At 46.3% G+C, this 25,392-nt stretch carries 17 protein-coding genes and 1 tRNA gene; 10 read left to right on the top strand and 8 right to left on the bottom strand.

From position 1 onward, the window contains the following. Positions 1-36: 36 nt before the first annotated feature. Both WBG78_RS24860 and WBG78_RS24855 read right to left on the bottom strand, forming a co-directional pair. Positions 37-1,044 carry a hypothetical protein gene (locus WBG78_RS24860; RefSeq protein WP_337329218.1) on the bottom strand — a complete coding sequence of 336 codons (1,008 nt, stop codon included), beginning with the start codon at positions 1,042-1,044 and terminating at the stop codon, positions 37-39. An 816-nt stretch (positions 1,045-1,860) separates the two neighbouring features. Continuing rightward, positions 1,861-2,541 carry a recombinase family protein gene (locus WBG78_RS24855; protein ID WP_337329217.1) on the bottom strand — a complete coding sequence of 227 codons (681 nt, stop codon included), beginning with the start codon at positions 2,539-2,541 and terminating at the stop codon, positions 1,861-1,863. A 220-nt stretch (positions 2,542-2,761) separates the two neighbouring features. Here WBG78_RS24855 and WBG78_RS24850 point away from each other — a divergent pair, with 220 nt between their 5' ends. The 6 genes from WBG78_RS24850 to WBG78_RS24830 all read left to right on the top strand — a co-directional run bounded on the left by WBG78_RS24850 (position 2,762) and on the right by WBG78_RS24830 (position 7,793). Next, on the top strand, positions 2,762-3,082 hold the full coding sequence (locus tag WBG78_RS24850) for a hypothetical protein (protein WP_337329216.1): 321 nt from the start codon (positions 2,762-2,764) through the stop codon (positions 3,080-3,082). A gap of 304 nt (positions 3,083-3,386) precedes the next feature. Then, complete coding sequence (locus tag WBG78_RS30790; protein WP_443092800.1) at positions 3,387-3,581, top strand: helix-turn-helix domain-containing protein; 195 nt, start codon at positions 3,387-3,389, stop codon at positions 3,579-3,581. Between the two features lie 192 nt (positions 3,582-3,773). Further along, positions 3,774-4,400 carry a hypothetical protein gene (locus tag WBG78_RS24845; protein WP_337329215.1) on the top strand — a complete coding sequence of 209 codons (627 nt, stop codon included), beginning with the start codon at positions 3,774-3,776 and terminating at the stop codon, positions 4,398-4,400. 519 nt (positions 4,401-4,919) lie between these two features. After that, positions 4,920-5,870: a hypothetical protein gene (locus WBG78_RS24840; protein ID WP_337329214.1), complete on the top strand. Its 951-nt coding sequence runs from the start codon at positions 4,920-4,922 to the stop codon at positions 5,868-5,870. Positions 5,871-6,177: 307 nt separating this feature from the next. Then, positions 6,178-6,717: a Panacea domain-containing protein gene (locus WBG78_RS24835; RefSeq protein ID WP_337329213.1), complete on the top strand. Its 540-nt coding sequence runs from the start codon at positions 6,178-6,180 to the stop codon at positions 6,715-6,717. A 761-nt stretch (positions 6,718-7,478) separates the two neighbouring features. Continuing rightward, complete coding sequence (locus tag WBG78_RS24830) at positions 7,479-7,793, top strand: hypothetical protein (protein ID WP_337329212.1); 315 nt, start codon at positions 7,479-7,481, stop codon at positions 7,791-7,793. 20 nt (positions 7,794-7,813) lie between these two features. Here the strand turns inward: WBG78_RS24830 and WBG78_RS24825 are convergent, their stop codons facing one another. From WBG78_RS24825 to WBG78_RS24815, 3 genes are all read right to left on the bottom strand, one after another. Continuing rightward, positions 7,814-8,542 carry a restriction endonuclease subunit S gene (locus WBG78_RS24825; protein WP_337329211.1) on the bottom strand — a complete coding sequence of 243 codons (729 nt, stop codon included), beginning with the start codon at positions 8,540-8,542 and terminating at the stop codon, positions 7,814-7,816. Then, entirely contained in the window at positions 8,533-10,944 is a 2,412-nt protein-coding gene (locus WBG78_RS24820; RefSeq protein ID WP_337329210.1) for a restriction endonuclease subunit M, read from the bottom strand. Before WBG78_RS24820 ends, WBG78_RS24825 begins: the two co-directional genes overlap by 10 nt. A gap of 271 nt (positions 10,945-11,215) precedes the next feature. Then, positions 11,216-11,288, bottom strand: a tRNA-Lys gene (locus WBG78_RS24815). Positions 11,289-11,453: 165 nt separating this feature from the next. Here WBG78_RS24815 and WBG78_RS24810 point away from each other — a divergent pair. Beyond that, positions 11,454-12,188 carry an SH3 domain-containing protein gene (locus WBG78_RS24810; RefSeq protein ID WP_337329209.1) on the top strand — a complete coding sequence of 245 codons (735 nt, stop codon included), beginning with the start codon at positions 11,454-11,456 and terminating at the stop codon, positions 12,186-12,188. Here WBG78_RS24810 and WBG78_RS24805 read toward each other — a convergent pair whose 3' ends face one another. Continuing rightward, positions 12,189-12,758, bottom strand: coding sequence for a hypothetical protein (locus tag WBG78_RS24805; protein WP_337329208.1), 570 nt, complete (start codon positions 12,756-12,758; stop codon positions 12,189-12,191). It lies immediately after the preceding gene. A gap of 842 nt (positions 12,759-13,600) precedes the next feature. Here WBG78_RS24805 and WBG78_RS24800 point away from each other — a divergent pair. Continuing rightward, entirely contained in the window at positions 13,601-17,047 is a 3,447-nt protein-coding gene (locus tag WBG78_RS24800; protein ID WP_337329207.1) for a two-component regulator propeller domain-containing protein, read from the top strand. A gap of 127 nt (positions 17,048-17,174) precedes the next feature. On the opposite strand, the gene WBG78_RS24795 is transcribed toward WBG78_RS24800, so the two are convergent. After that, positions 17,175-19,865 (bottom strand): gliding motility-associated C-terminal domain-containing protein, encoded by a 2,691-nt coding sequence (locus WBG78_RS24795; protein ID WP_337329206.1) that lies wholly within the window; start codon positions 19,863-19,865, stop codon positions 17,175-17,177. A gap of 76 nt (positions 19,866-19,941) precedes the next feature. Here WBG78_RS24795 and rlmD point away from each other — a divergent pair, with 76 nt between their 5' ends. Next, positions 19,942-21,378 (top strand): 23S rRNA (uracil(1939)-C(5))-methyltransferase RlmD, encoded by a 1,437-nt coding sequence (gene rlmD / locus WBG78_RS24790; protein WP_337329205.1) that lies wholly within the window; start codon positions 19,942-19,944, stop codon positions 21,376-21,378. Between the two features lie 115 nt (positions 21,379-21,493). After that, positions 21,494-24,163, top strand: coding sequence for a cation-translocating P-type ATPase (locus WBG78_RS24785; protein WP_337329204.1), 2,670 nt, complete (start codon positions 21,494-21,496; stop codon positions 24,161-24,163). 137 nt (positions 24,164-24,300) lie between these two features. On the opposite strand, the gene WBG78_RS24780 is transcribed toward WBG78_RS24785, so the two are convergent. Beyond that, positions 24,301-25,305 (bottom strand): hypothetical protein, encoded by a 1,005-nt coding sequence (locus WBG78_RS24780; protein ID WP_337329203.1) that lies wholly within the window; start codon positions 25,303-25,305, stop codon positions 24,301-24,303. Positions 25,306-25,392 lie beyond the last annotated feature (87 nt).

Genomic DNA, 25,392 nt, shown 5'->3' with positions numbered 1-25,392 from the left:
AGTTTTCGTCTATGGCCTTTTAAAATTGCTTACCATTCAGGCCGCGTCCCGCAGAAAATCGCTTTGCTCAGCGGGAGTCTGATTCTTATAGAAGCGTTTCCACAATTTATCATGGGGGTTGATCCATGCCTCTAAGTTCTCTCGATAGCTACCTTTGTTGGTGGCTTCTAAATACGGAACCACGGCGCTCTCAATCTCATCGCGCTCCTCCTGTTTCAGTCCATTCCAGAATTTTCGAGCGACTGTTTTATTTCCCCGGTCGCCGTAGGCCGCGAGTAATCGATCGAACTGTGCGTGTATCTCGCCATCTGACACTCTGGGCTCATTTGCTTTCCTCCAGAACTCCCGGCGATACTCCACGCGTTCAACTTCACCCTGATTTGGCAACACGTTCACGCAATGCGAATAAATATCCGATACCGCGTCCTCTCCAAAGGTCACTAAGTCCTTTGTGCGGGACGTAATCCATATTCTCCGACGCTTTTTGTTACTGTTCGGTACATTCTTTACTTCTCTTCCTATCCATCCTCCCTTCTCTATGGATGCAAGAGCGTTGGCCACTACGCAACTCCTTCCCTTTTTGCCCGGATCTATTCCAAACTCCCTTGAAATTGTATTGCTCTTCTTTCTGTATTCCATTCCGTCCCGATGATGATTTTGAATATCAGATATAAGTAATTTATAAAAGCTTGTAACCCTCGTTCCAAAAATGAACTTCGCGCCCGCGATTCCTTCAGGCACTTCGACATAACCGCCATTATCATTTCCATAGATGCGAACACCGAGTTCGGTTAACCTGTAAACTGTTTCTTCTACGTATTCGCACTCCGAATCCTCCGACCTAATGTGTCGCGGCAGTGAATAGATAACTTCTAACGCTTTTTTTCGGCTCCATCCCAGCCGATTCGCAATGTAGGAGGCATGGAGCTGCTCATTGTTAGGCAGATCCATCCCAACGACGGCGACGGCGAGCTTTTGGTCGAAACTTAGATCGATAAGACAAAGCAAACTGCGATAAATTTTAAAAAACCTTTCCTTCTTCATTTAAATGTGAATTATTGTGTGGTATCGCGGCCATTGTGCTATCCTATTCAATCTCGGCCGCGGTGAACAAATGTATTGCGCGTATGAAACTCGGCAAGGGATACACTGCGCACCAGAAAAACCTCTTGCTATACAAAATTTAGCGCGAGGCTGGAAACTCAACAACGCCTGCGGCTAACCCTTAACAACCAGATTGATTTTGAATTGCGTGATACAAATGTAGCGCGTGTTTAAAACTCGGCAACGAACAAAACCGACGCACGCGCAGCGTGTAGTATTTATTTTAATTTCCTTTCCTTTGCTTTTATAGTAGTACGATCGTACAGAAAAAAACTACGAACGTAGAGAAAATGGGCTACGAATGTAGTACGAACGCGTTACAATCGTATTAAGAACTAATAAACGTACTGCTTGGAATTAATTGCGTACGAGTTTGTTTGCATCTGCGCTCGTCCTATGCTTCAAGTGCGTCATATACTATAAAGCTTTACAAGAAAGTCATTCTAAAAAAGCAACAATAAACATCGCTGCGCGATGGACTGATTTTTTTTGAGAAATAGAAGTTAGCACACCCCAAAAACCGCCAGAAACAATTAGTTGAGAGTGGATTATTGCGTTGAAAATACCGTAAGCGCTACGAACGTAACACGATCGTACAGAAAAAAGCTACGAACGTAGTACGAACGTAGAAAATATCGCTACGAACGTAGTACTATAAATGAAAGGAAATAAAACAAAAGGAAAGTGGAGTTTAATCGTCGTGCTTGGGCCATCGACAATATTGTCGAGCTAGGTCGTCAAATCTGTCGACGCAGGTCATCGCACCGGCCTGTAGCGTCGGAATTGCTTGAATAGGCGCTCAACGCTGCCGGCATAAAACTGGTTTCCCCTACTAGTAGTAAAATTATTCGCATTCAGCTCGCTCGCGATCGCGGCGAATGAAATGCCTTGCTTTCTAAGCGACTGAATTAGCGTGTTAGCTTTCTGATTGTTCTCATTGCTTCGGGCATTCTCTATCCGTACTTGCATCCCTCTTTTAATCGCTTTAGCCGTGAGATTTGCAGGAGTACCAAGTTTGAACCCTCGTCGCTTCTTAGCCGCAAGAGCGTCTTTTATTCGGGCTGAAATAATTTCCCTTTCATGCTGTGCTACCGTCGCGAATATTCCTATCGTTAAGGTATTTGCGTCTGGGACATCAAGCGCCCTGAATGGCACGCCGGAATCGCGTAGGGTAAAAATAAAAGCAACATTACGAGAAAGGCGATCGAGCTTTGCAATCAACAACGTAGCGCCCGACTTTTTACAATGGCTTAGCGCCTTCATTAGCTCGGCCCTCGCGTTATTCTTTCCCGTTTCGACCTCTTTGTACGACGATTCAAGAACGTGTCTCTTATCGCCTTTAATGAAGTCCTGGACAGTCTGTCTTTGGGCGTCGAGTCCCAAGCCCGAAGCGCCTTGCCGGTGCGTGGAAACACGGTAATATGCGACGAATTTCATAGCGGTTACTAATATACGACGGCCGCCTAAATTATTAAACACATGTTTGTAAAACATGATAATGGGAAAATTCAGAGCCAAAATGGGACGCGCTGCCGAGCCGCCTTAGCAGCATGGTTGATTTTCGAGTCGTTGAGAGCGCCGCCGTTTCACATCTGCAACGTTTGGGCTATTGGCCGGAGCTTTGTAATTCTCCGAGCGTAACCTAAAAATAAAAAAAATGAAAGTCGCTAAACTGCACCCGAAACACGCCCTCCTCAACTCTCTGTCTGATTATTTATTGCTCGATACGGGCTTCAGTATGGGAACGGACATTTTAGAGCTGCTCGCGATGGCAACCGCTTCTGATGGGTGGAAAGCGCTCAACGAGGTTGATCGGGAAAACCTGGAATTCCGAATGATTCAAACGGCCATGTTCCTGGGCAAACTCGACGAACATACGACTGCAATACACACAGGCAGACTCTCATTTAACGGCGCGGGTGAAGCGACTCCGACCGAATCCGTTACCGCTGCTGTAGCTGTATTGGCGCAGAAATAAGACCTCATATAAACGACGCATTAAAAAGGCTTCTGCAAACAGCGGGGCCTTTCTTGTTGTTATTCATGCAATAGCATTCTTGCGGCAATGCTGTTTTTATGCAGCAGCACACTTTTTTGATGCTGCAGCATTTTCCCAGCAATGCTATAAATAAAGAAATAAAAAAATAACTAACTAAATAACTGGATTGCGCGGTCTGTCCACAAAGTTTTTTTAAAACATGAACACTTTGCGCAGACCTGGGTAACTATTGCGTATCCACTGCGTGTAAGAGGTATTTTCTAACAAATAATTCCATCTTTTTATGAGCGATGAAATCTTAACTCCGGCGGAGGTGTGTTCCTTATTGGGTATCGCAAGACGAACACTCGACCGGAAAATTTCCAAACGACAACTGCCCTTTATAAAGGTGCCGTCGTCAAACAAAGTAGTTTTTAGCAAGTCTGCCCTCATTGAGTTTTTAAAAACGGGTAGCCGCCCCGTGGAGGGCATTGCATGAAGGCAGCCAAACGACTCGCAAGGAGGAACCGCTCAATGGAGCGCGACTTCTCAATGCTCATGGCGGAGCAACTAAACGCTAAACAGCCGGTTCGTATAACACAGATTTACGAGACGCTGTCAGTCAAATACAAAACATCTGTGATGACGACCCGTCGCGTTGTACGAGGGTATTAACTTAAACAAAACACACATGGCATTAGTTGAAATTTACAGAAATCAAGAGGCAATCGATGCTGAATTGACGATGCGCACAAGTAAAGTAGCAAAGTTGCAAAGCCTTTATTCAAATTTAAAGACGCTCGGCGTCACGTCCCCAACGATGACAGACATTCGCGACGTGATAAACAATGAGGCGGGCGCTGAGTTTTTAAAAACACTCGCAGTGCGGGGCAAAACATTTACCGTCGGTGGTCTATTAATCGATCCAAAGACGATTGTATTGAATCCTACGATTGTATCCGCTATTAAACTTTTCGTAGCTCAACGGCGAGATATAGACCTCAGCTTTTACGAATTGGTTGAAATACTCGACGAAGCGGACGAGCCGACGGGAGAATTTCAAGTGGCGCTCGTTGCAGACGCATTACAGCGAATTGAAACGGGTCATATCACTAAGGGCAGTGAATTATGTCTCGAAGTCGTGCAGGATGTGGAGGAGCTTGCAACGGCAGTAAATGCAATTATAACTAAGCTTGCGGCAGGCGTACATACGGGGATGAGATCGCCGGAAAATTGGATGCTGTACAACTCCCTAACACAGACCTGGAGCGTTAATATTCCTGGCATCGCGCATTATATGAAAGCCGCGGACCTGTAGGTTTCCGTTACTTTCCGTTACGGAGGAAATCGGTTTAACCACTTCATTTAAAGGCACCTCTATCAACAGATTTTAATGCAATGACAATACAAATTAAGAATATGCTCCTGGGGGTTGGCCTTTCGCCAATGCTCGGGAAAACAAAAAACGAAATAAGAGAAACGCTAAGCCCCCTGTTAACCGCCGGGGGCTTTTGTTTGACTCAGGATGTATTCATTAACGTAGGCGGAACACCGCGGCGCGGAGGCTTCCTTTCCGTTTCGGCGGGCGATGACGAGTTGTTACGGTTTACGTTTCGCCATGGCCAGTGCATAGACCAAACGTTGACGGTTCAGGTGGGCTATTGCAAACTTGCGGACTTGTTAAATACTCAGGGCTACGGCCGGTCTAACTCCGGGGCTTGGAAGCGTAAAGGCTCACGGCATGTTTGGAGAATTACTGTCGACCACCAGGGTTATAGGCGCATCGCATGCAGACGCATTCGAAGTCGTATTACTAGAAAACTAGCGGCATAAGCCAATGAAAAGACTATCCTGCTTAATACAAATCGGCAACTACGAATTTAAAAACGTCGTCGAGGTTAAAATCGAAAGTACATTCGAACAGCTTACAGACACGGCCCAGCTTACGTTACCCCGGAAACTTCAATTCCAGGACAAAGCAATAACCGGGGACAGCGGAATATTTAAACCTGGAGACGCGGTAAAAATTTATTTGGGTTATGACTTTAAGAACGAGCTAATTTTTTCCGGCTACTTAACAGACATAAAACCAGGAACGCCGCTCGTCTTTCGCTGCGAAGATGAAATGTATCAATTGAAAAGGGGAGCGCTGAATAAATCGTTTCGGACCAGTATAAAATTGCGTGAGCTCCTGTCGTTCATGTTGCCTAACTACAAAATTCATTGCCCTGACGTAACGATCGGCACAATAAGGTTGGAAAAAGAAACACCCGCGCAAGTACTCAACAGGCTCAACAAAGACTTTAGTTTTCGGTCATGGTTTAGAGACGGGACGTTGTACGTTGGGCTGGCGTGGTGGCCGGAACTTCAGCAAACACCTCCTCCCCGATTTACTTTTAATTGGGATATAATCTCGCATGACTTGCTTTACCAGCAAGCCGAAAATGTTCGGCTAAAGGTGCGCGCGATTTCGATCGGCGACGACAATAAAAAAACAGAGGTCGAGGTTGGTGATCCAGAGGGAGAGCTAAGAACGCTCACGTACTACAATGTGCCTAAGAAGGATTTGGTGGAGTTTGCCAAATTAGAGATCGAACGCATGCGGTTTACTGGTTTCCGCGGCAAGTTTATCTCGTTCGGTAGTCCTGTTGTGAGGCACGGTGATCGCGTCGAGATAGTAGACAGAACTATTTCAGACCGAAACGGCCTGTATATCGCCAAGAGAGTAGAAACAACGTTTGGGCTACATGGCTACCGCCAGTCGATAGAACTCGGCCCGAAAGTCTAACAACGAAATAAAGACTTGCATTTTGTTTTCGGGCCGCTCTCGAAAGGGGGCGGCCTTTTGCTATCCGCTTTCCAGGAGTGAATGCCGGCACTGTTACGCATTTGTTTTACACTATAAACGTCCTACTTGATCTTTTTCAACCAATATAATTAGTTTTTAATGAAAGCAAAAGTCTAATATAATTAGTTAACTTTATTGATCGATTGTGGCTTTAAGGCGCCAGAATCCGCTTTTTATAGAAAAAGCACGTTTTTATACAGATTTTTGTTTATAAATTGTGAGAAAATCCGCAACTACACCCGTTTCAATGCAAGTTTTTGATGAGCAAAAGGCTCTAAATGCCACTTTGTACGTCGTGAGGCAGCTGAAGACATCTACGCTGCATGAGACATTTAAGATTCTATATTGGGCGGACATGGACCATCTGGCGACGTATGGCCGGTCAATCATAAGGGACAAATATGTAAAAATGGATGATGGGCCTGTTCCTTCGGCCATCTATGATTTAATTAAGGATCTTCGAGATAAGCGAGTTTCTGCCGCAAAGCAGAAAGAGATAGCAGCGTTCGTAAAAATTGTAGGCACGCACATAATTCAGCCAGCAGGCGAAGTGGATCTGGATTTTTTTTCGCCTTCAGAACTGAAGTCGTTGGATACGTCGATCCAACAGAATCGAAACATGAACTATGGGAAACGGCGGGATCTATCGCACGGTCCGGCGTGGCAAAGTGCTGCCACCAATGGCCGCATTGATCAAGGTGAGATTGCCAAGGAGGGTGGAGCTAATAAAGAGATGTTGAAATATATTAAGGAAATCGAAGACTATAAGAATTACAAACCAGAATAGTGCCGTTAAATGTCAGCTATCTCTACGGGGGATGTAATTTCCCTTTGGGCCCATCAAAGTAGGCTTCCTAAGTATAAACGAGTTATTTTGGTTGCTGAAAAGGATGGTAAATTCTTAGCAGTTTTTATTAATAGCAACCTGAATGTGGAGGCATTGACCCCTGAATTGCAAGACCTTCACTTGAAATTCAAGAAGACGAAGGATAGAAAATTTCTTGAACACGATTCCTACATTGACTGCAACGAACCTTACGTTTACGACATTTCTGAAATTCGTGACAGCATAAAGGAAAATATCGAAAATCTGATGGGTCACTGCACCGCCGACGAACTGGAGGCAATTCGGGACACTGTAAAAAATTCACCCACGCTACCCGCAATCATAAAGCGACAGTTTTTCCCCCGACCCCGGAAGTGAAAGGATGTCATCTAGTTCAACTCGTCACGTAGTTCGGATTTTTTGTTTAAGCAGCGAACGCAATTTTCAACAGCCAGGCGCAAATTTTCCTCTGCTTTATCAATATGCCTCTCCTTGTTACTCTTCATTTCGTGTAAGTAGTTTGCGCATGCCTCGCTGAGGAGTATAACAACCGGTGCCATAGCAACTTCATTAAATTGGTCATATAGTGCTCTACTCATATGTATTTTTGTTGAAGTTACCCCGCCGGCATTTCAAATTCAATCCGGTTTTCCTAACTTATTCAAGGAGCAATCGGCAAACGTTCCCTTCAGCCTGACTTGTTTAAAAGTAATCCCAGCAGTATGACGAACGAAGAATGGAAAGAACTGCACAACATACTCGACCAAATCTACTCTGATTTCTACTTTGCCTACAGCAAATACAAAACCGGCAAAAATGCAAAGCTGCGCGATGAGGGCTGGAAAGATGTTGAACGACTAATACGTCTTTTCGATTTGAACGTTACAAAGAGATACGAGGCATTTGAGCTACTTACGGGCGACTTGGAATCCGATCAGGCAAGAGTCTTTATCTACGACGAAATAAAACAACCTGCACGTTTCGGAACCGAATTGGCGCAGTTCTTAACAAAAATCAAAACTAAATTTCCGAGTTAGACTATTTGACTATATACGCGCTACTTTCCCGCAAGTTTGTCGTTGAAATTCAACCAGGCCGTTGCAAGGTCGCTATCCAGCTTGCTCTTTTGAAATTCAACTTGCTTTTTCATTTTGTCCATCTTATTAACCTCCTTTTCAAGTGCATTAAGGTTAACCAACGGAAATCTGAAACGTCTGATATCTTCCTCTGTTACCGCCGTTTGTCCACTCGCGCCTGACTCGGCACGCTTAAACTGTATTTGACCCATTGGGGAGGCCAGCAAATAAACCAGGACAACGGGCTTGATTCCAACTGGCCTCAGAATAGAAACGTGACTATCAATCGTAAAATCGCCTTCCAAGGAAAATAATACAGCCTTTCCAATACTCGTGCCCCCATCGACAGTCAAAAGAATATCGTTCTGTCGGCACTTCCGTTCCTCGTCAATGCTGTCAAAGTCTTCCTCCGTAATAAATCGACAGTCAGAAACATTTATCTGCATGTTTTGAATGGCCAAAGTATTAACAACAGGAACTCCAGATACATTTATTTCCTCTATATAGGACGGCTGTATTCCCTTAATAATTGGATTCGGTAGCACATCGCCAACCTCGAAACTTTCAATGCTATTTATGAATGCATCGAACTTCAAGAATCGGTCCTGTGCTTGCTTTGCATCACAACGAAGCGAATGACTTTTTGCAATCATTTTTAGGTCGATTGAGAGGCACTGCGGATTTAAGGGCTCGTCAAATATCAATCCCATTTTACTTTCGTTTTAATGTGGTCAAGCACCGTTTGTGGTTTTTTAATGTTGATCACTAATTCAAAGTCCTCGTCCATTAAATGCAAGTTTGGCTTTTCCAGTTTACTCGTTAGTCCTACAAACTTACATAGCTGGTTCGGCCTGATCTTTTCTTTTCTATTGCTCAGCTTGTATCCTACTTCATCAACAGCATAAGCCGGAAAGCTGTAATTCAGTTTATCGGCAACCACCTTAAAACAATAATTGGTAATTAGTTGTTCAAATCCTGCTGTCGCCAACATGGCTATGCACTTACTGACTACCTGCGTTGATGTCAAACTACCTAAAGCAAAATTGATTCTTTGAACGGATGGATTTTTCCCCCGCTTTATTAGCCAATCAGTGTTGGAAACGACTGGGGAAAGCATTGAAATGAACTGGTCCTTAACGGCCGCCGGCGTTAGCTTGGCTTTATTCATCTTTAATTCCGACAAAAACTTTTTAGCAAGCTTAACCTTTGTGCGGGCGAAATGCTCGGCCGCCTCCCATGTTTCATCCCATGTCGCAATTTCAGCGGTTGTCTTCTTTTGCGCGAACAAGAGGCTGCAAAGCGTCGGTGTATCCTTAAAGATATTTCGCGGCAATGACACTATCGTCTTAATCTTGAAGGTTCGGTATAAAAATATCCGGGCCTCAGCATTATCACCAGAATTCAGAATTGACTCCGGCAGTACCAACGCCATGCGACCGTTTTGCTTCAAGAGTTGAAAACATCTCTCAATAAACAATGCCTCACTGGGCAACGATTCCTTCAGGCTGAAAACCTTCGACAATTTCGACTTGGTTTCGCTGCTTAGTGATACGCCAAACGGCGGATTGGAAACAATCAAATCGAAACTTTCGCAGGTCTCAAACGGATACTTTGTTTTACTAATTGCTCGATTTTTTTCAGGCGCGGGGCGCAGGTTCGACGCCTCATATGAATTAAAATCCTTATAAGCATCGTACTTATAGATGTGTGCCGATCCGTCACCGTGGAGCACCATATTCACTTTTGCTGTAATGGCCATAATGAATTTGGGATCCATCCCATAGATGAAGTTTTCAGCCCAATAGTTAGGTTTTGATTCGGAAAGTCTCGCATTAAAGAACTCCTCCGCCTCAAGGTCAGCCTTAAAAGCATTTGAATTCCGTTTTACGTAGCCAGTAATCGTATTCATCGCCTTTAGCAAAAATGTGCCCGATCCGCACGCAGGGTCGATGATGTAAGGCAAGCGATTATCAGGATGCGTCGATACACTCCAGACTTTTTCGACCAAGCCATTTAAATCAACAACTTGTAACATGAACGAGACAAGATTGTCATGCGTGAAATACATCCCCTTGTCTTGCTTAAATCCGAAACGCAAGATCTCTTCAAAAAATGCTCCGATAACATCACCATGAATAGATGCACCTTTCGTTATAGACATCGATTGGATCGCCTTTACCACCGTCTTGACCTTCTCAGGTGGAAATTCACCACGATTTATTTCGTCATTTTCCTTTGCAACAGGATCAATGTAACGTTTAAACGCTACCATGTATAACTCCTCATTTATCCTTTTAAAGACCTCTTCCGCGCTTTCAGGTTTGCCATTTTTTTGAAGGACTTGGAATTTATACACGCCATTTTTGACGGTGGTCCTTTCATCATATATTTTTGCGAGCAGGCACTTTACCAAATTAATGAACAACGAGTTATCAGCGTGTTCTCCAAAAAACTCATTGTGAAAAGTCGCTGCAACGCCACGAAAATCCGCCTGTGTGCAATCAGTTCGCAAGTCATTGCTACCGCCATTTCGCAGCGGCTCGTAATCAATATCTTGATACTTAATCGGAAATTGATTGTAAGCCGGACTATCCGCATTAGTCCAGCTTTGAAATGACTGATAATCCGTGTAGTTAATGGTTTGAAGTGACAGCACTGCGGTTTCACCCTCTGGAAAAACCGTTGCATAAACGAGATACTTGGGCACGCCTGTCAAGAGTGCTGTTCCGAACAATTGAAACTCAATTGTTTCAGCAGCCTTAGATTTAAATTCTCGCGGTTCTTTAATTTCCCACAGGGCATAAGGCAACTCATCCTCGTCATAAATCATGAAATCGACTTCGTCACTAAGGGAACCTGCACTGCCATGGCGAAAATACTTTTCGTGATATATAGACTCAATTTGGTATCCGTATTTTTTAGAGCAAAGCATGGCCAGAACCAGAGCATGGACAAGCTCCTCGGGAGTTATGTTTTTGTGACTCGTTTCGTCGGTTCTAAGTTTAGGAGAGTATGAAATAATTTGTTTTTCTAAGTCAACCTTCACGGAGACTCCTTTGGGGTCATGCTTTACTATTTGGTTAGCGTACCAGTTTAAATCCTGCTTGGTCATGAGGCTGTTAAGGGGTAACTACTTTAAATAATTAAACTTAGATGTTTATAGCTAAAAATCAACATTGGCCCATGAAAGCCTTAGAGGAAAACAATTTCTTATAGTTCAATTAGTTTTAGCGCTGCCAGTTAAGCACAGAAGACAACTACAACCAGGTAGCCGCGTAGCGCAGGTATGTTAAAACTGAACTTTTGTCCGCAAATGTGTCCGCAGGAAACAAAAAAATAAGGCCTAAGTTGCTTATAATTAGCTTCTTAGACCTTATTTGAAGTGATCCCGCTGGGACTCGAACCCAGGACCCATACATTAAAAGTGTATTGCTCTACCAACTGAGCTACGGAATCTTGACCCCCTACGCCAAAACGTTGGACGCCACGATTTTAAGTTATCTCCCTATTAATCAACCAATTTCACTAACCACACGACAAACCCGGAGATCACTCATTTCAACTTCGTTCTTGGCCGTTTTCTAGCCATTTCCGTAATTGAGGTCGCAAAGGTAGCAGGATATGAAAAATATACAAAGGTGGCTGTGCAAAATTGTGGTGATGATTGTAATTGTTGCATCAACCCCCGCCCTGGCCCAAAAAACGGGTTTTCGCCTGTCGCAGGCCGACTCCCTCTACGACAAAAAGCAATACACCCAGTCACTCGAGCACTACCGCGAAATCCTCGACCAGCATGAGTACACTCCTGCCATGCTTCTGAAAATGGCCTACATCGAAGAAGGCTTAAACCACCCGGGAAAAGCTCTCTATTATCTGAACCTATATTACCTCGCCACCAGCGACAAGGGCGCCCTCGACAAGATGGAAGAGCTGGCAACAAAGTTTGACCTTGAAGGATATAATACCTCAGACGCTGACCTGGCGCTGTCGTTCTACCACGACTATCATCAGCAAATATCGCTTACCCTGGGCGCCATCGTTCTTTTCTGTATCGCTCTCGTTGTATTTTGGAAACGAAAAGGCAAACGCTCAATCGCCGCAGGCACTGTGGCCTTCTTCCTGCTGGCCATCATGATCGTCCATGTAAACTTTGGTGAAAAGATTTCTACCGGCATCATCGGTGAACCAAACACATATTTATTGGATGGCCCGTCGGCTGGCGCATCCGTTGTATCCGTTGTCGGAGAAGGACACAAGTTTGAGATCGTCGGTAAAGTGGATGTCTGGTATAAGGTCCGCTGGAATGATCATACAGTGTTTGTAAAGGATCACAACCTGCTACCCGTCCAGTTGTGATTATTGGCGCTGTTCAATAATGCACCCGATTTCTTTCAGAACGGTATTTCCCGCCACATCCTTGGCTTCGGCAACTATCATCAATCCCTTAGCGTCCGGTATCCCAGTAGTTGTCATGAATCTCCATAAACCTCTTTTTCCACGCGCCTGAGCGTGTCCAGTCTCAACAAGGTTTCCGCTGGTAGTTCGGACAGTAACAATCACAGACATTACCATAAAGTCATCAAACGCACGCACCCGGATCATTTCACCAGCGCGGCCGTTGTAATCCTTTATGTCAATCTCCTCAATGATAGGCTTGTTCAGTATATCCTTCAACGCGACAGCATAGGCACTCCTCTGTCGTTCATTAATGCCGCGTTCATATAAGGCCTTCTTTTCAGGCAGCTTCATCAACTTCTTCGCGAATCGTGTCGCACTCTTGAAGTTGTCAATAGTAGTTACCTGCTTTTCGGAAATCGACTTTCGCTTCTTTGGCTTGTTCGTCACGAGTGTACGTCCATACCAATCTTTGTACACGAGGGTCTTGCCAAGCATGCCGCGCGTGCCATACATAGCTGGATTGTTCATGAAGGGCATAAGAAAATGAGGGTTTTGATAGTGATAAAATAGGGTTGAATTCGAGCTAATTGGCTGGTCTCCTGAATATAGCAATTTATGCGGCTCCAGCCTAGGGCAATAGACAACATACAGACAAGATCTACAGTGCTTCTTCCGTGATTAGTCCGTGCCTTTTCCGTATTATGGGGTTATTTTCTTTGAAAACAGATCGTAAAAGGCATTCCGATGAAAAAATAATGCCTTGACGCACTAAAAAACGAGTTGCGATACAACTCATATGACCGAAATTAAGAATATCAGTGCACTGCTAAGATACTTATAATCAATAAATTAAGCAAATTAAATTTACAGGAGTTTAAACATTTATATGTCTTCTGGTATAAGGATTTAAGCGGCAGTGTTGGCGGATCTCTTGGCATCAATTATTCCACAAATGTTCGCGTCCTGGTCGATGCAGTGTGTCTGCCTAACTAATGACAATACATCCTATCATTACCAACAGCTGTCAATGATTCATCACGATGCATCTGATGGTCATCAGGCACGCCGATGAAGTCAATGAACGTATTGTGAATGATGGCGCTCACAACAAATCAATTGCTAAGCGCATTGTGACTCAGGAACATAGACGTATCGAATGCACACGTCGCCTCAATCAATGTGCAAAGCTGGTGAACAATGCTCCTCCCAACATGTCACATCCCGGGGGTGCGGCCGCCCCCACCAATTATCAATTATGAATTATCAATTGTCAATTAACTTGATGTAGACTTTTCTCCGCGAACGCCTCCGCTCCTCACAATTGTCAATTATCAATTGTCAATTATCAATTCCTTAACCTATCTTATAATATGAATCGTCGGGCCGTACTGTTCATATCTCTGCTACTGATTACTTCTCCCCTCGCGGCACAAACGATCTATTTTAATAACCTCGGAATAGACGATGGTCTCCGTAACGGCAACGTCAGGGCTTTCGTGAAGGACTTCCAGGGATTTATGTGGATAGGAACTGAGGACGGCCTCCATCGCTACGATGGACAATCCATAAAAGTCTATCGGAAAATCGACGGTGACCCGACAAGCCTCGGCAGTAACTTCATCCTTTCATTAGTTGAAGACAAGCGACATAATCTGTGGATAGGCACGCTGGATGGCGGACTCTACGTATACAGAAGAAAGACAGACGATTTCAAAGCCGTTCCCCTGCCCTCACGCGAAGATGAATCACCGCGGGTCACTGTTCGCTCAATGCTGGAAGCACGCGACGGTTACTTGTATGTGGGTACGGATGGATTCTTTCGTACCAAGGTTACTCACATCGATTCAATTCGTATAACGAAAGTCCCCTTTGTCACCGACACGGTTGAAGGACGATTAACCCGATTTGTTGCCATTGCACATGATCTTGATTCCAATCTTATTGTTAGCGTCAACTCCGAAGGCCTCTTCAAGTATGATCTTGACTCTGGCAAAAGTTATGTACATCCTGCCAATGGTATACCCGATGCAATTACCGTCTACGTTGATCGGCGGAGGAAACTGATCTGGACAGGATCATACAAGTCCGGTGTGGTCATTAATGACCCTGCTAATAACCGACGGATACAGATTGGTGATGGAACTGACAATAAAACTATCCGAAGCAACTTCGTCGCAGCCATCACTGGAGATGCAACAGGAAATGTTTGGATTGCTGCTGACAACGGACTGAGTCTTATCCGAACAGATATTGATCCGTTTTCAAATCTTAGCATAACGACCTTTCTTCCTGGCGCCGCCGATCGGACGCGAATTCACGGTAACATCATGAAGTCAGCGTACGTGGATCGGGATGATAAGGTCTGGATCGGCACTATTTACGAAGGCGTCGACATCTACAATAAGAACGCGCTGAACTTTGGCTCTATTACCATTGATGCAACTGGGGGATCGGGTACGGGCCTTGGCAATGTAAACGCGCTTGCCCAGGATAAACTTGGCAACATCTGGATAGGCCTGGACGGCGGAGGGCTGTATCGTTATCATGGACAACTGGGTAGTCAACCAGACTCGTCCCTTTCCAAATTACCAGTCCCGCCCGTCGTCGATAAGATCAAGGCTTTGGCCGTTGACAAAGAACAAAACCTTTGGATTGGAACCTGGGGCGAGGGACTATTCCGATATCGGCAAGCCACACGGACACTCGAGAGAATTAAACCTTCAAACGATGTGGACATGGGCACAGAAATTATGGCGCTCGCCACGGATGGGCTGGGTAACCTTTGGGTTGGCACATTTGACCAGGGTCTGTATCGCTATACTATCAGCAACGGAGAGGCTGTATACACGAGAGGACCGGATACTGACCCCAATACGATTGATCGCATTCATGGAATAACGATCGACCCGGAGAACAACGTATGGATTGCAAAAGATGTAGGGGGTCTCAATTTCCTGAAAGCAGGACGCACTGAATATCACCCGGTATTGACCAATCACCTCAACGCTGCCACAACAGTTACTTCAATTGGTATCGGCAACGGTGACATAATCTGGGCAGGTGTCCCCAGCATAGGACTTGTTTCCTATAACACCAGCAGTAAAACAAGCGAACTCTATAACGAATCAAACGGCCTTGCCAATAGCAGTATCCATAGTATTGTACTGGACAGCTTAAACCGCCTTTGGATAAGTCACAACGCCGGCATTAGCGCTTTAGAATTGTCCGACCATCGCTTCTCAAACTATCAGAGAGCGCATGGTATCGCTGCCATCCAGTTTAACAACGGTAGCGGCATTGGCCTGAGCAACGGACAAATCGCCTTCGGAAATATCCACGGTGTCAGTTTCTTCGCCCCAAATGAATTCAGGCAAAACGAGTCCAGCTTTCCGATCGTCTTCACACGCTTTTATGTAAACAACGAGGAGCAGTATCCTGGAGCGTCCTCTGTTCTTCGTGAAAACATTGTGATAGCAAAACAGGTGATGTTGAATTACGATCAGCATTCATTCAGCGTACAATTTTCACCACTTCGTTTCGATTTCACGGACGATCGTCAATACGAATACATGCTTGAAGGATTTGATAAAGAATGGCAACCCGCCGGAAGCCGGCGACTATTATCATACACAAATCTTGAACCCGCGAGATACGTCCTTCACGTTCGGAATACCCGCAGACCAGGCGACACGTCAGTCAACGAAGGCACTCTCGAAATAGTCATCATCCCCGCCTGGTACCAGGCCATGTCCTTTAAAATATTCCTGGCTGGAGCGCTTGTGCTGCTCGCTCTTGCTTTCCACCGGCTACGAATACAATTCCTGATTCGTCAGAAAAAGATTCTGGCCCAAAAGGTTGAAGAACGGACTCACGCGATCTTTGAAGCCAATCGTGTATTACAGACCCACCTCGATGAAATCAATCTTATGAATGAACAGCTTCGTGTTCACCAGGTTGAAATATTTGAAAAGAATAAGGAAATACAGACGCAGAACGAAGAACTGATGGCGCAGCATGAACATATCATGCATCAACAGGAGAGCCTGTTGCAGGCACGCGAACAATTACAACACATCAACACGACCCTTGAGAAGACCGTCGAGGCGCGCACTGAACAATTAAACAATACGATCAGCAATCTGAATAAAACAGTCTTTGAATTAGACCGCTTCGTCTACAGCGCCTCGCATGACTTATCTGCACCGCTGAAATCTATCAACGGCCTTGTCCAGCTGATCAACATGGAAAAGGAGCCTGCCAAGATTTACGAGTACACGGCTTTCATCAGGCAAACCATTACAAAGCTCGAGGCTGTTATCAAAAGCATGGTTGACTATGCCCGCAATACGCACGTGCTGGTTAATTATGAAAATGTACTGCTGAAAACCTTGGTAGACGAAGTGGTGAATGAGCTGGCATTCTGGCAGGAAGCGTCCAGATTTCGATTCATCAATCAAATCGACGATACACTGAACATCACGACAGACCGGGCACGGATCAAAGTCGTCCTTCACAATCTGGTCAGCAACAGTATCAAGTACCGCGACCGCTTCAAGGACGACAACTGGATCCGTTTCACAAGTGCGTCGACGGCCACTTACTGGGAGCTCACGCTCGAAGACAACGGTATCGGCATACGTCGGGAATATCTCGACAAAGTTTTCAACATGTACTTCCGCGCCACCGACAGCTCAAAGGGATCAGGACTCGGTTTGTTTATAGTGAAGGAAACGCTGGCCAAGGTTAACGGCACCATCCACGTTGAGTCGGAACTGGGCCATTTTACGAAGTTCGTCATCCGCGTCGGCGTCGGATAAAACCTGCGACCTTACCTTTTTTTCATCCAGGGACAACGTCATCCAACAACGTGACATCCACGACCAAAAGTCGTGTCACATGCGGCGTATAGCCGCCAGCTAATTCTTAATTCTTAACTCTTAATTCCTAATTCTTCTTCGCCTGGTCCTCAAAATAAGCCACGCTCACCGTGCCCTTATAGTCGCGGTCTGAGTACTTCAATGTATAGAAGTAGACCCCTGCAGCCTGATTGTCGGCGTACCATCGGAAATCGCGATCGGATGAATTATATACTTCCATGCCCCAGCGGTTCACGATGAATATCCCCTCAAAGTGGCCATCACAGTTGTCTGTGGGCAGAATGTTCACGAGCTCATGCGTTATGGGATCTTCCCTCACCATGGCGAAGAAGTCGTTCTTGTCATCGCCATTCGGAGTAATGATATTGGGGGGCAGGAAATCTTCGTCGTCGCGGTCAACATCGTGAACCGTGACGTCTACTGCAACAGTATCTCCCTTCTGACTCCAGCAACGATCGTCGGTGACGTTGAATGTGAAGGTGAACGAAGCTTCATCTTCTCCTCCCAGTATTTTACATTCGGGAAGCCAGGCAAAGGTGCTGCTCACGGATCGCCGGCCGTCAGCCGCTTCAAAGATATAGCCGTCTGCGCCGCCCTGCACATCGATGAGGTCCAGATGCAGCATGTCCGCCTGCGGCGCGACATCCGGATCAGTTGCCGATAGACCAAGCGTTATCTGCTGACCTATCATTGCAGCTACACCGCCATTTGTCATGGGCATATCCTTTTCAAGACTGGTGATCTGCAGTGTCGGAGCATCGTTATCGGGAGGAAGCAGCTTCACCGTTACATCCAGCGTATCTGCCTGATATACCTTGCATCGGTTATTGTCGTCGACAAGAATAAAACGGAATGTGAATTGGTCGCGCTTCTTCAGATCGACGTTGTCGCAGAATACATTCCATGAAAATGGCGAGACTACCGCTCCATTACCGCTGGCACCCGGAAAGGAAATATTGTAATCAGCCATGGTGAACCCAACGCCCTGACCACCCAGAACCAGGTGATCATTATCGTCGTCGCGCCCCATGACGTGAAAGAATAAAGACTCATTTACTTTTCGGGTGATGCCCGTTACATAGCGCTCGGCCGGATTAGCTGTAAGATCGGAATCGATGATTGGCGGAACGTTTGGCGGAAGGTCGACCTTCAGCTTGAATTCCATAATATCGGGCTGCGCCAAAAGACATTTGTCGACATCGTCGAGAAGGATTTTGATGTTGAACTCCGACTTGTATTTGAAGTCTGCAATGTCGCAATGTGTATCCCATATAAGCTCGGCTTCGTAAACGCCATTTGCCAGCTGATGCTGAACGATCTGCATGCCCACGTCGGCCAGTACGAAATTATCGGTTACGACGCCGACAACCAGCTGATCGCCGTCCGGGTCCATTCCCTTAATTGGCCATGACTTAGTAGTTCCCTCGGCAACCGTTTCCTCCACGTCGGGTGTGAGAAACTGCGCGAGCTGATTAGGCGGCGGTTGAATATTTACCGTGATCACGAGTGTATCGCTCAACGGCACGCTACACGCATCATCGAAAGCAACGATGCCCACTTTGAATGGACCGTTTACAAGAGGGCATTCATCGAAGCAGATCTGAAAACGTCTCGTGCTGCCGTTAATGAGCGTGGCGGATACCTGAGCAGGCAGAATATCGGAGACGTTCTTTTTGAAGCCGATAGCAATAGCTTTGATCCTTACGTTCTCCGTCATGTTGTCATCCGGACTCAATGCATCGGGGTCAGAAACCTCTACTTCAATGCAACGGTCGGCATCGGGTACGTTGGCAAATGTTACTGACATCTGCTCATCATAGCTGAAGGTGGCGTCGGCAAGTTTACGCCCCTTGATCTGCGGAGGCTCGGCCCTCGGACACGCATCAACAACAAGCATTTGAAAGTCTCTGCGAACTTCTCCAATCTTAACTCCATTGCGATACTCCTCACACTTCACTGCAAATACGAACAACCCCTGCTGCATCGGTGTCGCCGTGAGCAATCCGTCGGTGCTGATACGAAGATCAGGGGCACCATTGATAATATTATTGAGACTGAAGGGTGGACGCCAGGCCACTTCCGGATACGGTCGCGGCAACAATGGAGGAAAGGCATCAATTGTGTGTGTACTTAAGGGCGTTACCAGCGAGTAAGCAAGCGAATCACCATCGTCGTCAACACCGGCGAAGTCGACAAAGTATGGTTTCCGTGGGCACGCATAGTCACTGAGTGGCGGAAACAGGTGCGGCGTTGAATTGATGAATGACGTTCCATTTTTTACCACGGGAGGAAATTCGAGATAAAATGTCTGGCCCGCAGCAAGTGAGCTTACCGCCGGATCGTTGCTGTAAACGTTGGTGATGGTGTAATTCCGACAGCAACGTTCCCATATAATATAGTATCCCGCCGGGTCTGAATACTGTGAGTCAGATAGCGTGACCGTTGTGCTATAAACCATTTTCGTGGTCACCACCTCTCCGTGTGAACAACTAGGTTGCGTGTATTGTACCGGAGATTCAGCAGGGTTGGAAAAGCTCACACTCCTCATCAGAGCATTGTCACTTTTCCGGTAGATCACTGCGGTTATGGCATTATCGCGGGCGCCTGAGGAGCCATTAAGCACATCGAAATATAGAATCAGGTTGATCCGGTAACTGTTCCCTGAAATATGGCTAATCTCGAATTCGCCACCGACAATGTGCGATGCGAAGGAGGGTAGGGAAATAAGCAATAGAATCGCCAGTAAAATCCGCTTCATATCAACCCATAAGACACTCAAGATAGACAAATGGTTGAAGGCATAAAACCCCCGTTTTGTGTATTTTGACGCCCCCATGAAAAAAGGAGACATAATCGAGGATATTGTAGTCGAAACCATGGCGGCCGAAGGCAAATGCCTGTCCCGTATCGGCGGTCTGGTGATCTTTCTGGACGGCGGTGCACCCGGCGATACAGTAGATGTAGAGTTGACTAAAATAAAAAGCTCCTTCCTGGAGGGGCGTGTAAAGAGAATTAAGCGCTATTCTGAAGCCCGCGCTACCCCTTTTTGCCAGCATTTTGGTACCTGCGGCGGCTGCTCCTGGCAGCACATTCAATATGAAACGCAGCTTCAGTACAAGCAAAAGCAGGTTGTCGACAACCTTGAACGCATCGGCGGATTAGAACTTCCATCCATTCGGCCAATCGTTGGCGCTCCTGAAACGCGTTATTATCGTAACAAACTCGACTTCACGTTCTCCGCGCAGCGATGGCTCACATTCGACGAAATGTCCGCGCGGAAAGAGGCAACTGGAAATCCCTGGGGGAATCCGGAACCGGCGTTGGGATATCACATTCCCAGGAAGTATGATCTCGTGTTTGATGTAATTGAGTGTCATTTACAAGCGGATCCATCCAACGCCATACGACTTGCCCTGAAAGATGAAGCGCTCCGGCACGACATTCCGTTCTTCGATCTGAGGAAACAAATAGGATATCTCAGAACCGTCACCATTCGAACTACTACCAGTGGCGAGGTGATGGTTATCCTGCAGGTCACTTATGACCGGATGGAATGGGTGGATTTACTGCTGTCACGGCTCGAACGCGATTTTCCTTCGATAACGTCGTTCATGCACGTGATTAATGGTAAGAAGAACGATACGTTTGCTGATCTGAACATTCTTACCTGGAAGGGAACACCTTATATAACAGAGCAGATGCCTTCTGCGGACGGACAAAGTACACTTCAATTCCGTGTCGGGCCCAAATCATTCTATCAGACAAATTCAGTTCAGGCCCATCGCCTGTATCAGATCGCATTCGATATGGCCCAATTGCGTGGTGACGAACTTGTTTATGATTTGTACACGGGAACGGGAACGATTGCAAACTTTGTTGCTAATAAGGCTAAAAAGGTAGTGGGGCTTGAGTATGTCGCTGCCGCAATCGAGGACGCAAAAGTGAACTCGAAACTAAATAATATTACCAACACAGATTTTTACGCTGGCGATATCAAAGACCTGCTTGATGATGAGTTTCTCAGTCTGCATGGTCGCCCCGATACTGTAATAACGGACCCTCCACGCGCAGGCATGCATGAGGATGTGTCGCGCATGCTCCTGAAAGCGGGACCGAAACGTATCGTTTATGTCAGTTGTAATCCCGCTACGCAGGCACGCGACCTGAAGATCCTCGCTGAGCGATATGTGATCGAAGATGTCCAACCTGTGGATATGTTCCCTCACACTATGCATGTCGAAAACGTGGTTGGGCTGAAACTAAAAGTCTGAGACTGAAGAATTCGTATTCATTAACGGAAACTTCTTTGAAATAACACGTCGCCAGGGGATCGTTCAATGATTTGGCCCTATCTTATAGGGAATTCATTGATTAACCCACAAAATCATGAGTAGTGAAAAATTCTACTTACTGTCAGGCCCGGACGTCGTGACTAAACTTTCGGCGTCAACTGAGGGCCTAAGCGACGGCGAGGTGAAGAAAAGGCTGGAACAGCACGGCAGGAATAATATCCCTCAGCCAAAGTCGAAGACACTGCTGCGCATTTTTCTATCTCAGTTCCTCAATCCATTAATATACGTCCTTATTGCCGCTGCAGTAATCTCATTGTTTACAGGCGACTCGGGCGATGCAATATTTATCACAGCAATCATCACCATCAATGCAGTTCTGGGAACATACCAGGAATCACGCGCTGAGAACAGCGCCAAAGCATTGCGCGACATGGTGAAGGTGATGACGCGCGTTCGTCGTGGAAACAAGATTCATGAAATCGATTCGGAAGAGTTGGTGCCGGGAGATGTTGTACTCCTTGAGTCGGGGAACAAGATTCCGGCCGACCTCCGTCTGCTTGAGGCCAGGGATCTGGCAATAGAGGAAGCTCTGCTTACAGGAGAGTCTGTTGCAGTTGTCAAGAATATCGAGCCATTGGATGCCAATGCAGAACATTCACTGGGTGATCAATTGAATATGGCATTTGCCGCGACGACGGTTCAAAAGGGTCGGGGCATCGGAATCGTAACTGCCACGGCACAGCATACCGAAATCGGCCGGATAGCCGACTCGTTGAGAACAACAGAGCCGGAGAAGCCACCCCTGGAAAGAAGGATGGAATCTTTCAGTCGCCGCATCAGCGTGATCGTTGTTTTTGTGTGCATCGCCCTGGGCATCATTGGCTACTTCGAAGGAATGCCAGCGCGTGAAGTATTCTTCCTGATGGTAGCCGTTGGCGTATCGGCTATACCGGAGGGGCTGCCGGTCGCTCTCACCGTCGCGCTGTCGATTGGAACCAGGCGAATGGCCCGTCGTAATGTAATCGTGAGGAAGCTGCCTGCCGTTGAAGGACTGGGAAGTTGCACCCTTATCGCAAGCGATAAGACAGGCACACTTACGATGGATCAGCAATCGGTTCAAAAGTTATACATGCCCGATGGCATCTTCTACAACGTGACGGGTATTGGCTATACGGGGGAAGGAACCATAACCGACGACAAGAACAAACCAGCGGAAGCAACGGGTGCCCTGGAGAAATTTCTAGTCGCCAGCATTCTCGCCAATGAAGGCATCTTGCGAAAGACCGATATTGGCTGGGAACACAGTGGTGATTCGGTCGATGTGGCCATCAGAGCATTGGCCTATAAGATTGGAAAAGAACCTGGTACATTTAAAAGTAAAGGAGAGGTATTGGAGATGATACCTTACGAATCCGAGCAGAAATATTCGGCGGTTTTCTACAAACAGGATGGACAGACGTTCTATGCTATGAAGGGAGCTGTTGAAGTAGTTGGAAAGATGTTGAAGGAAGATCAGCAGGTGAAGATAAAAGATGTTTCCGAACAAATGGCAGCCGACGGCTTTCGGGTGCTGGCCATGGCTGGTGCATCTGTTCAAAATACATCGCGGGATCAGCTCCCTCCGCTTGAGCTCCTGGGGCTTATTGGCATGATCGACCCGCTGCGCGAAGAAGCAAAAGAGGCGGTCATCAAATGTCAACAGGCCGGCATTCGTGTAGTGATGGTTACAGGCGACCATCCTGCTACTGCCCTTGCCATTGGCAAATCACTGGGCATCGTTTCCAAACGCGAAGAGGTTATCACGGGCACCGAGCTCTCTGCCTTTGATAATGTGGATCCAAAACAAATGGCGGAAAAGATCAAAGACAAAATGGTCTTCGCCCGTGTTGCTCCACTTCAAAAGCAACGCATTGTAGAAGCCTTTAAAGCTCTCGGACACTTTGTAGCCGTTACTGGCGATGGAGCAAACGACGCCCCTGCCTTGAAATCAGCGCACATCGGAGTGGCTATGGGCGGAGGCACGGACCTCGCCAAAGAGGCCTCGTCAATCATCATCACCGACAACAATTTCGCTTCTATAACAGCTGGTGTAGAAGAAGGACGAATAACGTTCAGCAACTTGCGTAAGGTTATCTATCTGCTCATTTCAACGGGCGCCGCCGAACTCCTTATTGTTGCACTGGCCATCATATTTAATCTCCCACTCCCTTTCATTGCAGTTCAATTGTTATGGCTGAATCTGGTGACCAATGGAATTCAGGATATCGCCTTGTCATTTGAAAAGGGACATGGCTCTGTCATGCAAAGCCCGCCGCGCAAACCGGACGAAAGCATATTCGATAAACTGATGAATTCGCAGATGCTGGTCTCCGGTTTGGTAATGGCCGGCGTTCTTTTCGGAGCCTGGTTGTTTCTTCTTGATCACGAAGCCTACGGCGAACGCCACGCCCGATCAGTTGTGATGATGCTCATGGTATTCCTTCAGAACTTCCACGCGCTCAACTGTCGCTCTGAAACGGAAAGTCTCTTCAGGATCCCGCTGCGTAACAACTATACATTGATCATCGGATTGATCGTTGCCCAGAGCGTACACATCGCTGCAGCATATATTCCTGGTCTGAATGAGACGCTACAACTCGAACCGATCACGCTTCGCGAATGGCTTATTCTCTTACCGGCAGCTCTATCAATACTGCTTGCAATGGAGATCTTTAAAATGGTTTGGCGAAAGATTAGTTCTAAGAACGCTGTGAAGATTTCGTAATCTTCATTGTAATTAAAACGATTCACAGTTCTTAACGCGAAGAATTGTTGAATTAGCTGGTCGGCATTTAAAATCACGACTGCAGTCGTTTACCGCAATCAGCCGTAAGGCTGTCGCTAATTCATAATTCTTAATTCTTAATTTCTGATCGTTTTCGTGCTCAGCGTTTTTGCCGTTTGTTTGAAGCTCATAATGTTCGACGTGATGCCGATGCTTAGTTGGGTGAGCGGCTCGTTCACAAAGTAGATATTGTAATAGTCCTGGCCCTGGTAGAAGCGCAGAAAGAAAGCAATCTCATCAAACCAGGTCGGATAGTATTTGTATGTGACGTCGAGAACAAATCGCTTATAAAAATCAAACGGACTCGCACCATCCATCTTACCGAATATCCATCCGCTCTTTAACTCAAGGCTTGAGTGCTGTAACCATCGGTTGACTCCGTCATTTTCTCTCCTTTTTGTTGGACCTACCAAACCAACCTTTCCATACATTCTGAAGTAGCCGTACAGGTTGTCAAGTTCCTCGGCCGACCATCCGGGCGGATGGACTTCCATCCATGCTCTCACTTCCCTGATTGAAAAGTAGTCTTTATCAAACTCCTTTATCTGATACGCCGATACCCCGAACTCAAGGAAATTGGTGGAGAAGTTTCCATTCTCGGTGTTCACTTCCTTTGTACTATCCGATACATAGAACGAACCATCCTGACCATTGCTATGATGGGCCAGTGATGCAAACACAATCGCGTTATCATAAAAGATCTTTCGAAGGAAACTCTTCTCCCAAAACTTGATCTCCTTATAGTAGGTCAGGTAAACTTTATAGCTCGGATTCCGGATCGGCTGGGATTTTTTGTCCAGCATACGGATCGTGACCTGGGGATTCATCATAAACGCCCAGCTTCGCTGCTTCCCTGTGAAAAAGTAACTGGGTGATAGCTTGCCTTCAAATATCAGTGGCTCGAGGTTGCCAATGCCGCTGCCAAATGTGATGTAGCTTTGTTCGCGATTGGCATTAACCAGGGTAAGAAACTTCTTCTGCTCCAATACAACGTTCGCAGAAGAATCAGCCGACTGCGCCCTCAATTCATTCGCGATTATCAGAGGCAACATGAGCAGGACAAACAGGCGCAATACAATCATATCAGTTCACTAAGCGGATAAACCGGTTCGCCATGTCAATTATTGCGCCGACCAATAGCCCTGAATTGAGCTTTCAGCTTTGGACTT

Origin of the sequence: Chryseolinea sp. T2, from assembly GCF_037203685.1 — a bacterium.
Lineage (GTDB): Bacteria > Bacteroidota > Bacteroidia > Cytophagales > Cyclobacteriaceae > Chryseolinea.
This window is presented reverse-complemented; position numbering and strand designations above follow the sequence as displayed.

What these genes read in the sequence shown, in the direction of transcription:
- WBG78_RS24860 (WP_337329218.1), bottom strand. Translation starts at nt 1,044, where the DNA reads ATGAAGAAGGAAAGGTTTTTTAAAATTTATCGCAGTTTGCTTTGTCTT.
- WBG78_RS24855 (WP_337329217.1), bottom strand. Translation starts at nt 2,541, where the DNA reads ATGAAATTCGTCGCATATTACCGTGTTTCCACGCACCGGCAAGGCGCT.
- WBG78_RS24850 (WP_337329216.1), top strand. Translation starts at nt 2,762, where the DNA reads ATGAAAGTCGCTAAACTGCACCCGAAACACGCCCTCCTCAACTCTCTG.
- WBG78_RS30790 (WP_443092800.1), top strand. Translation starts at nt 3,387, where the DNA reads ATGAGCGATGAAATCTTAACTCCGGCGGAGGTGTGTTCCTTATTGGGT.
- WBG78_RS24845 (WP_337329215.1), top strand. Translation starts at nt 3,774, where the DNA reads ATGGCATTAGTTGAAATTTACAGAAATCAAGAGGCAATCGATGCTGAA.
- WBG78_RS24840 (WP_337329214.1), top strand. Translation starts at nt 4,920, where the DNA reads ATGAAAAGACTATCCTGCTTAATACAAATCGGCAACTACGAATTTAAA.
- WBG78_RS24835 (WP_337329213.1), top strand. Translation starts at nt 6,178, where the DNA reads ATGCAAGTTTTTGATGAGCAAAAGGCTCTAAATGCCACTTTGTACGTC.
- WBG78_RS24830 (WP_337329212.1), top strand. Translation starts at nt 7,479, where the DNA reads ATGACGAACGAAGAATGGAAAGAACTGCACAACATACTCGACCAAATC.
- WBG78_RS24825 (WP_337329211.1), bottom strand. Translation starts at nt 8,542, where the DNA reads ATGGGATTGATATTTGACGAGCCCTTAAATCCGCAGTGCCTCTCAATC.
- WBG78_RS24820 (WP_337329210.1), bottom strand. Translation starts at nt 10,944, where the DNA reads ATGACCAAGCAGGATTTAAACTGGTACGCTAACCAAATAGTAAAGCAT.
- WBG78_RS24810 (WP_337329209.1), top strand. Translation starts at nt 11,454, where the DNA reads ATGAAAAATATACAAAGGTGGCTGTGCAAAATTGTGGTGATGATTGTA.
- WBG78_RS24805 (WP_337329208.1), bottom strand. Translation starts at nt 12,758, where the DNA reads ATGAACAATCCAGCTATGTATGGCACGCGCGGCATGCTTGGCAAGACC.
- WBG78_RS24800 (WP_337329207.1), top strand. Translation starts at nt 13,601, where the DNA reads ATGAATCGTCGGGCCGTACTGTTCATATCTCTGCTACTGATTACTTCT.
- WBG78_RS24795 (WP_337329206.1), bottom strand. Translation starts at nt 19,865, where the DNA reads ATGAAGCGGATTTTACTGGCGATTCTATTGCTTATTTCCCTACCCTCC.
- rlmD (WP_337329205.1), top strand. Translation starts at nt 19,942, where the DNA reads ATGAAAAAAGGAGACATAATCGAGGATATTGTAGTCGAAACCATGGCG.
- WBG78_RS24785 (WP_337329204.1), top strand. Translation starts at nt 21,494, where the DNA reads ATGAGTAGTGAAAAATTCTACTTACTGTCAGGCCCGGACGTCGTGACT.
- WBG78_RS24780 (WP_337329203.1), bottom strand. Translation starts at nt 25,305, where the DNA reads ATGATTGTATTGCGCCTGTTTGTCCTGCTCATGTTGCCTCTGATAATC.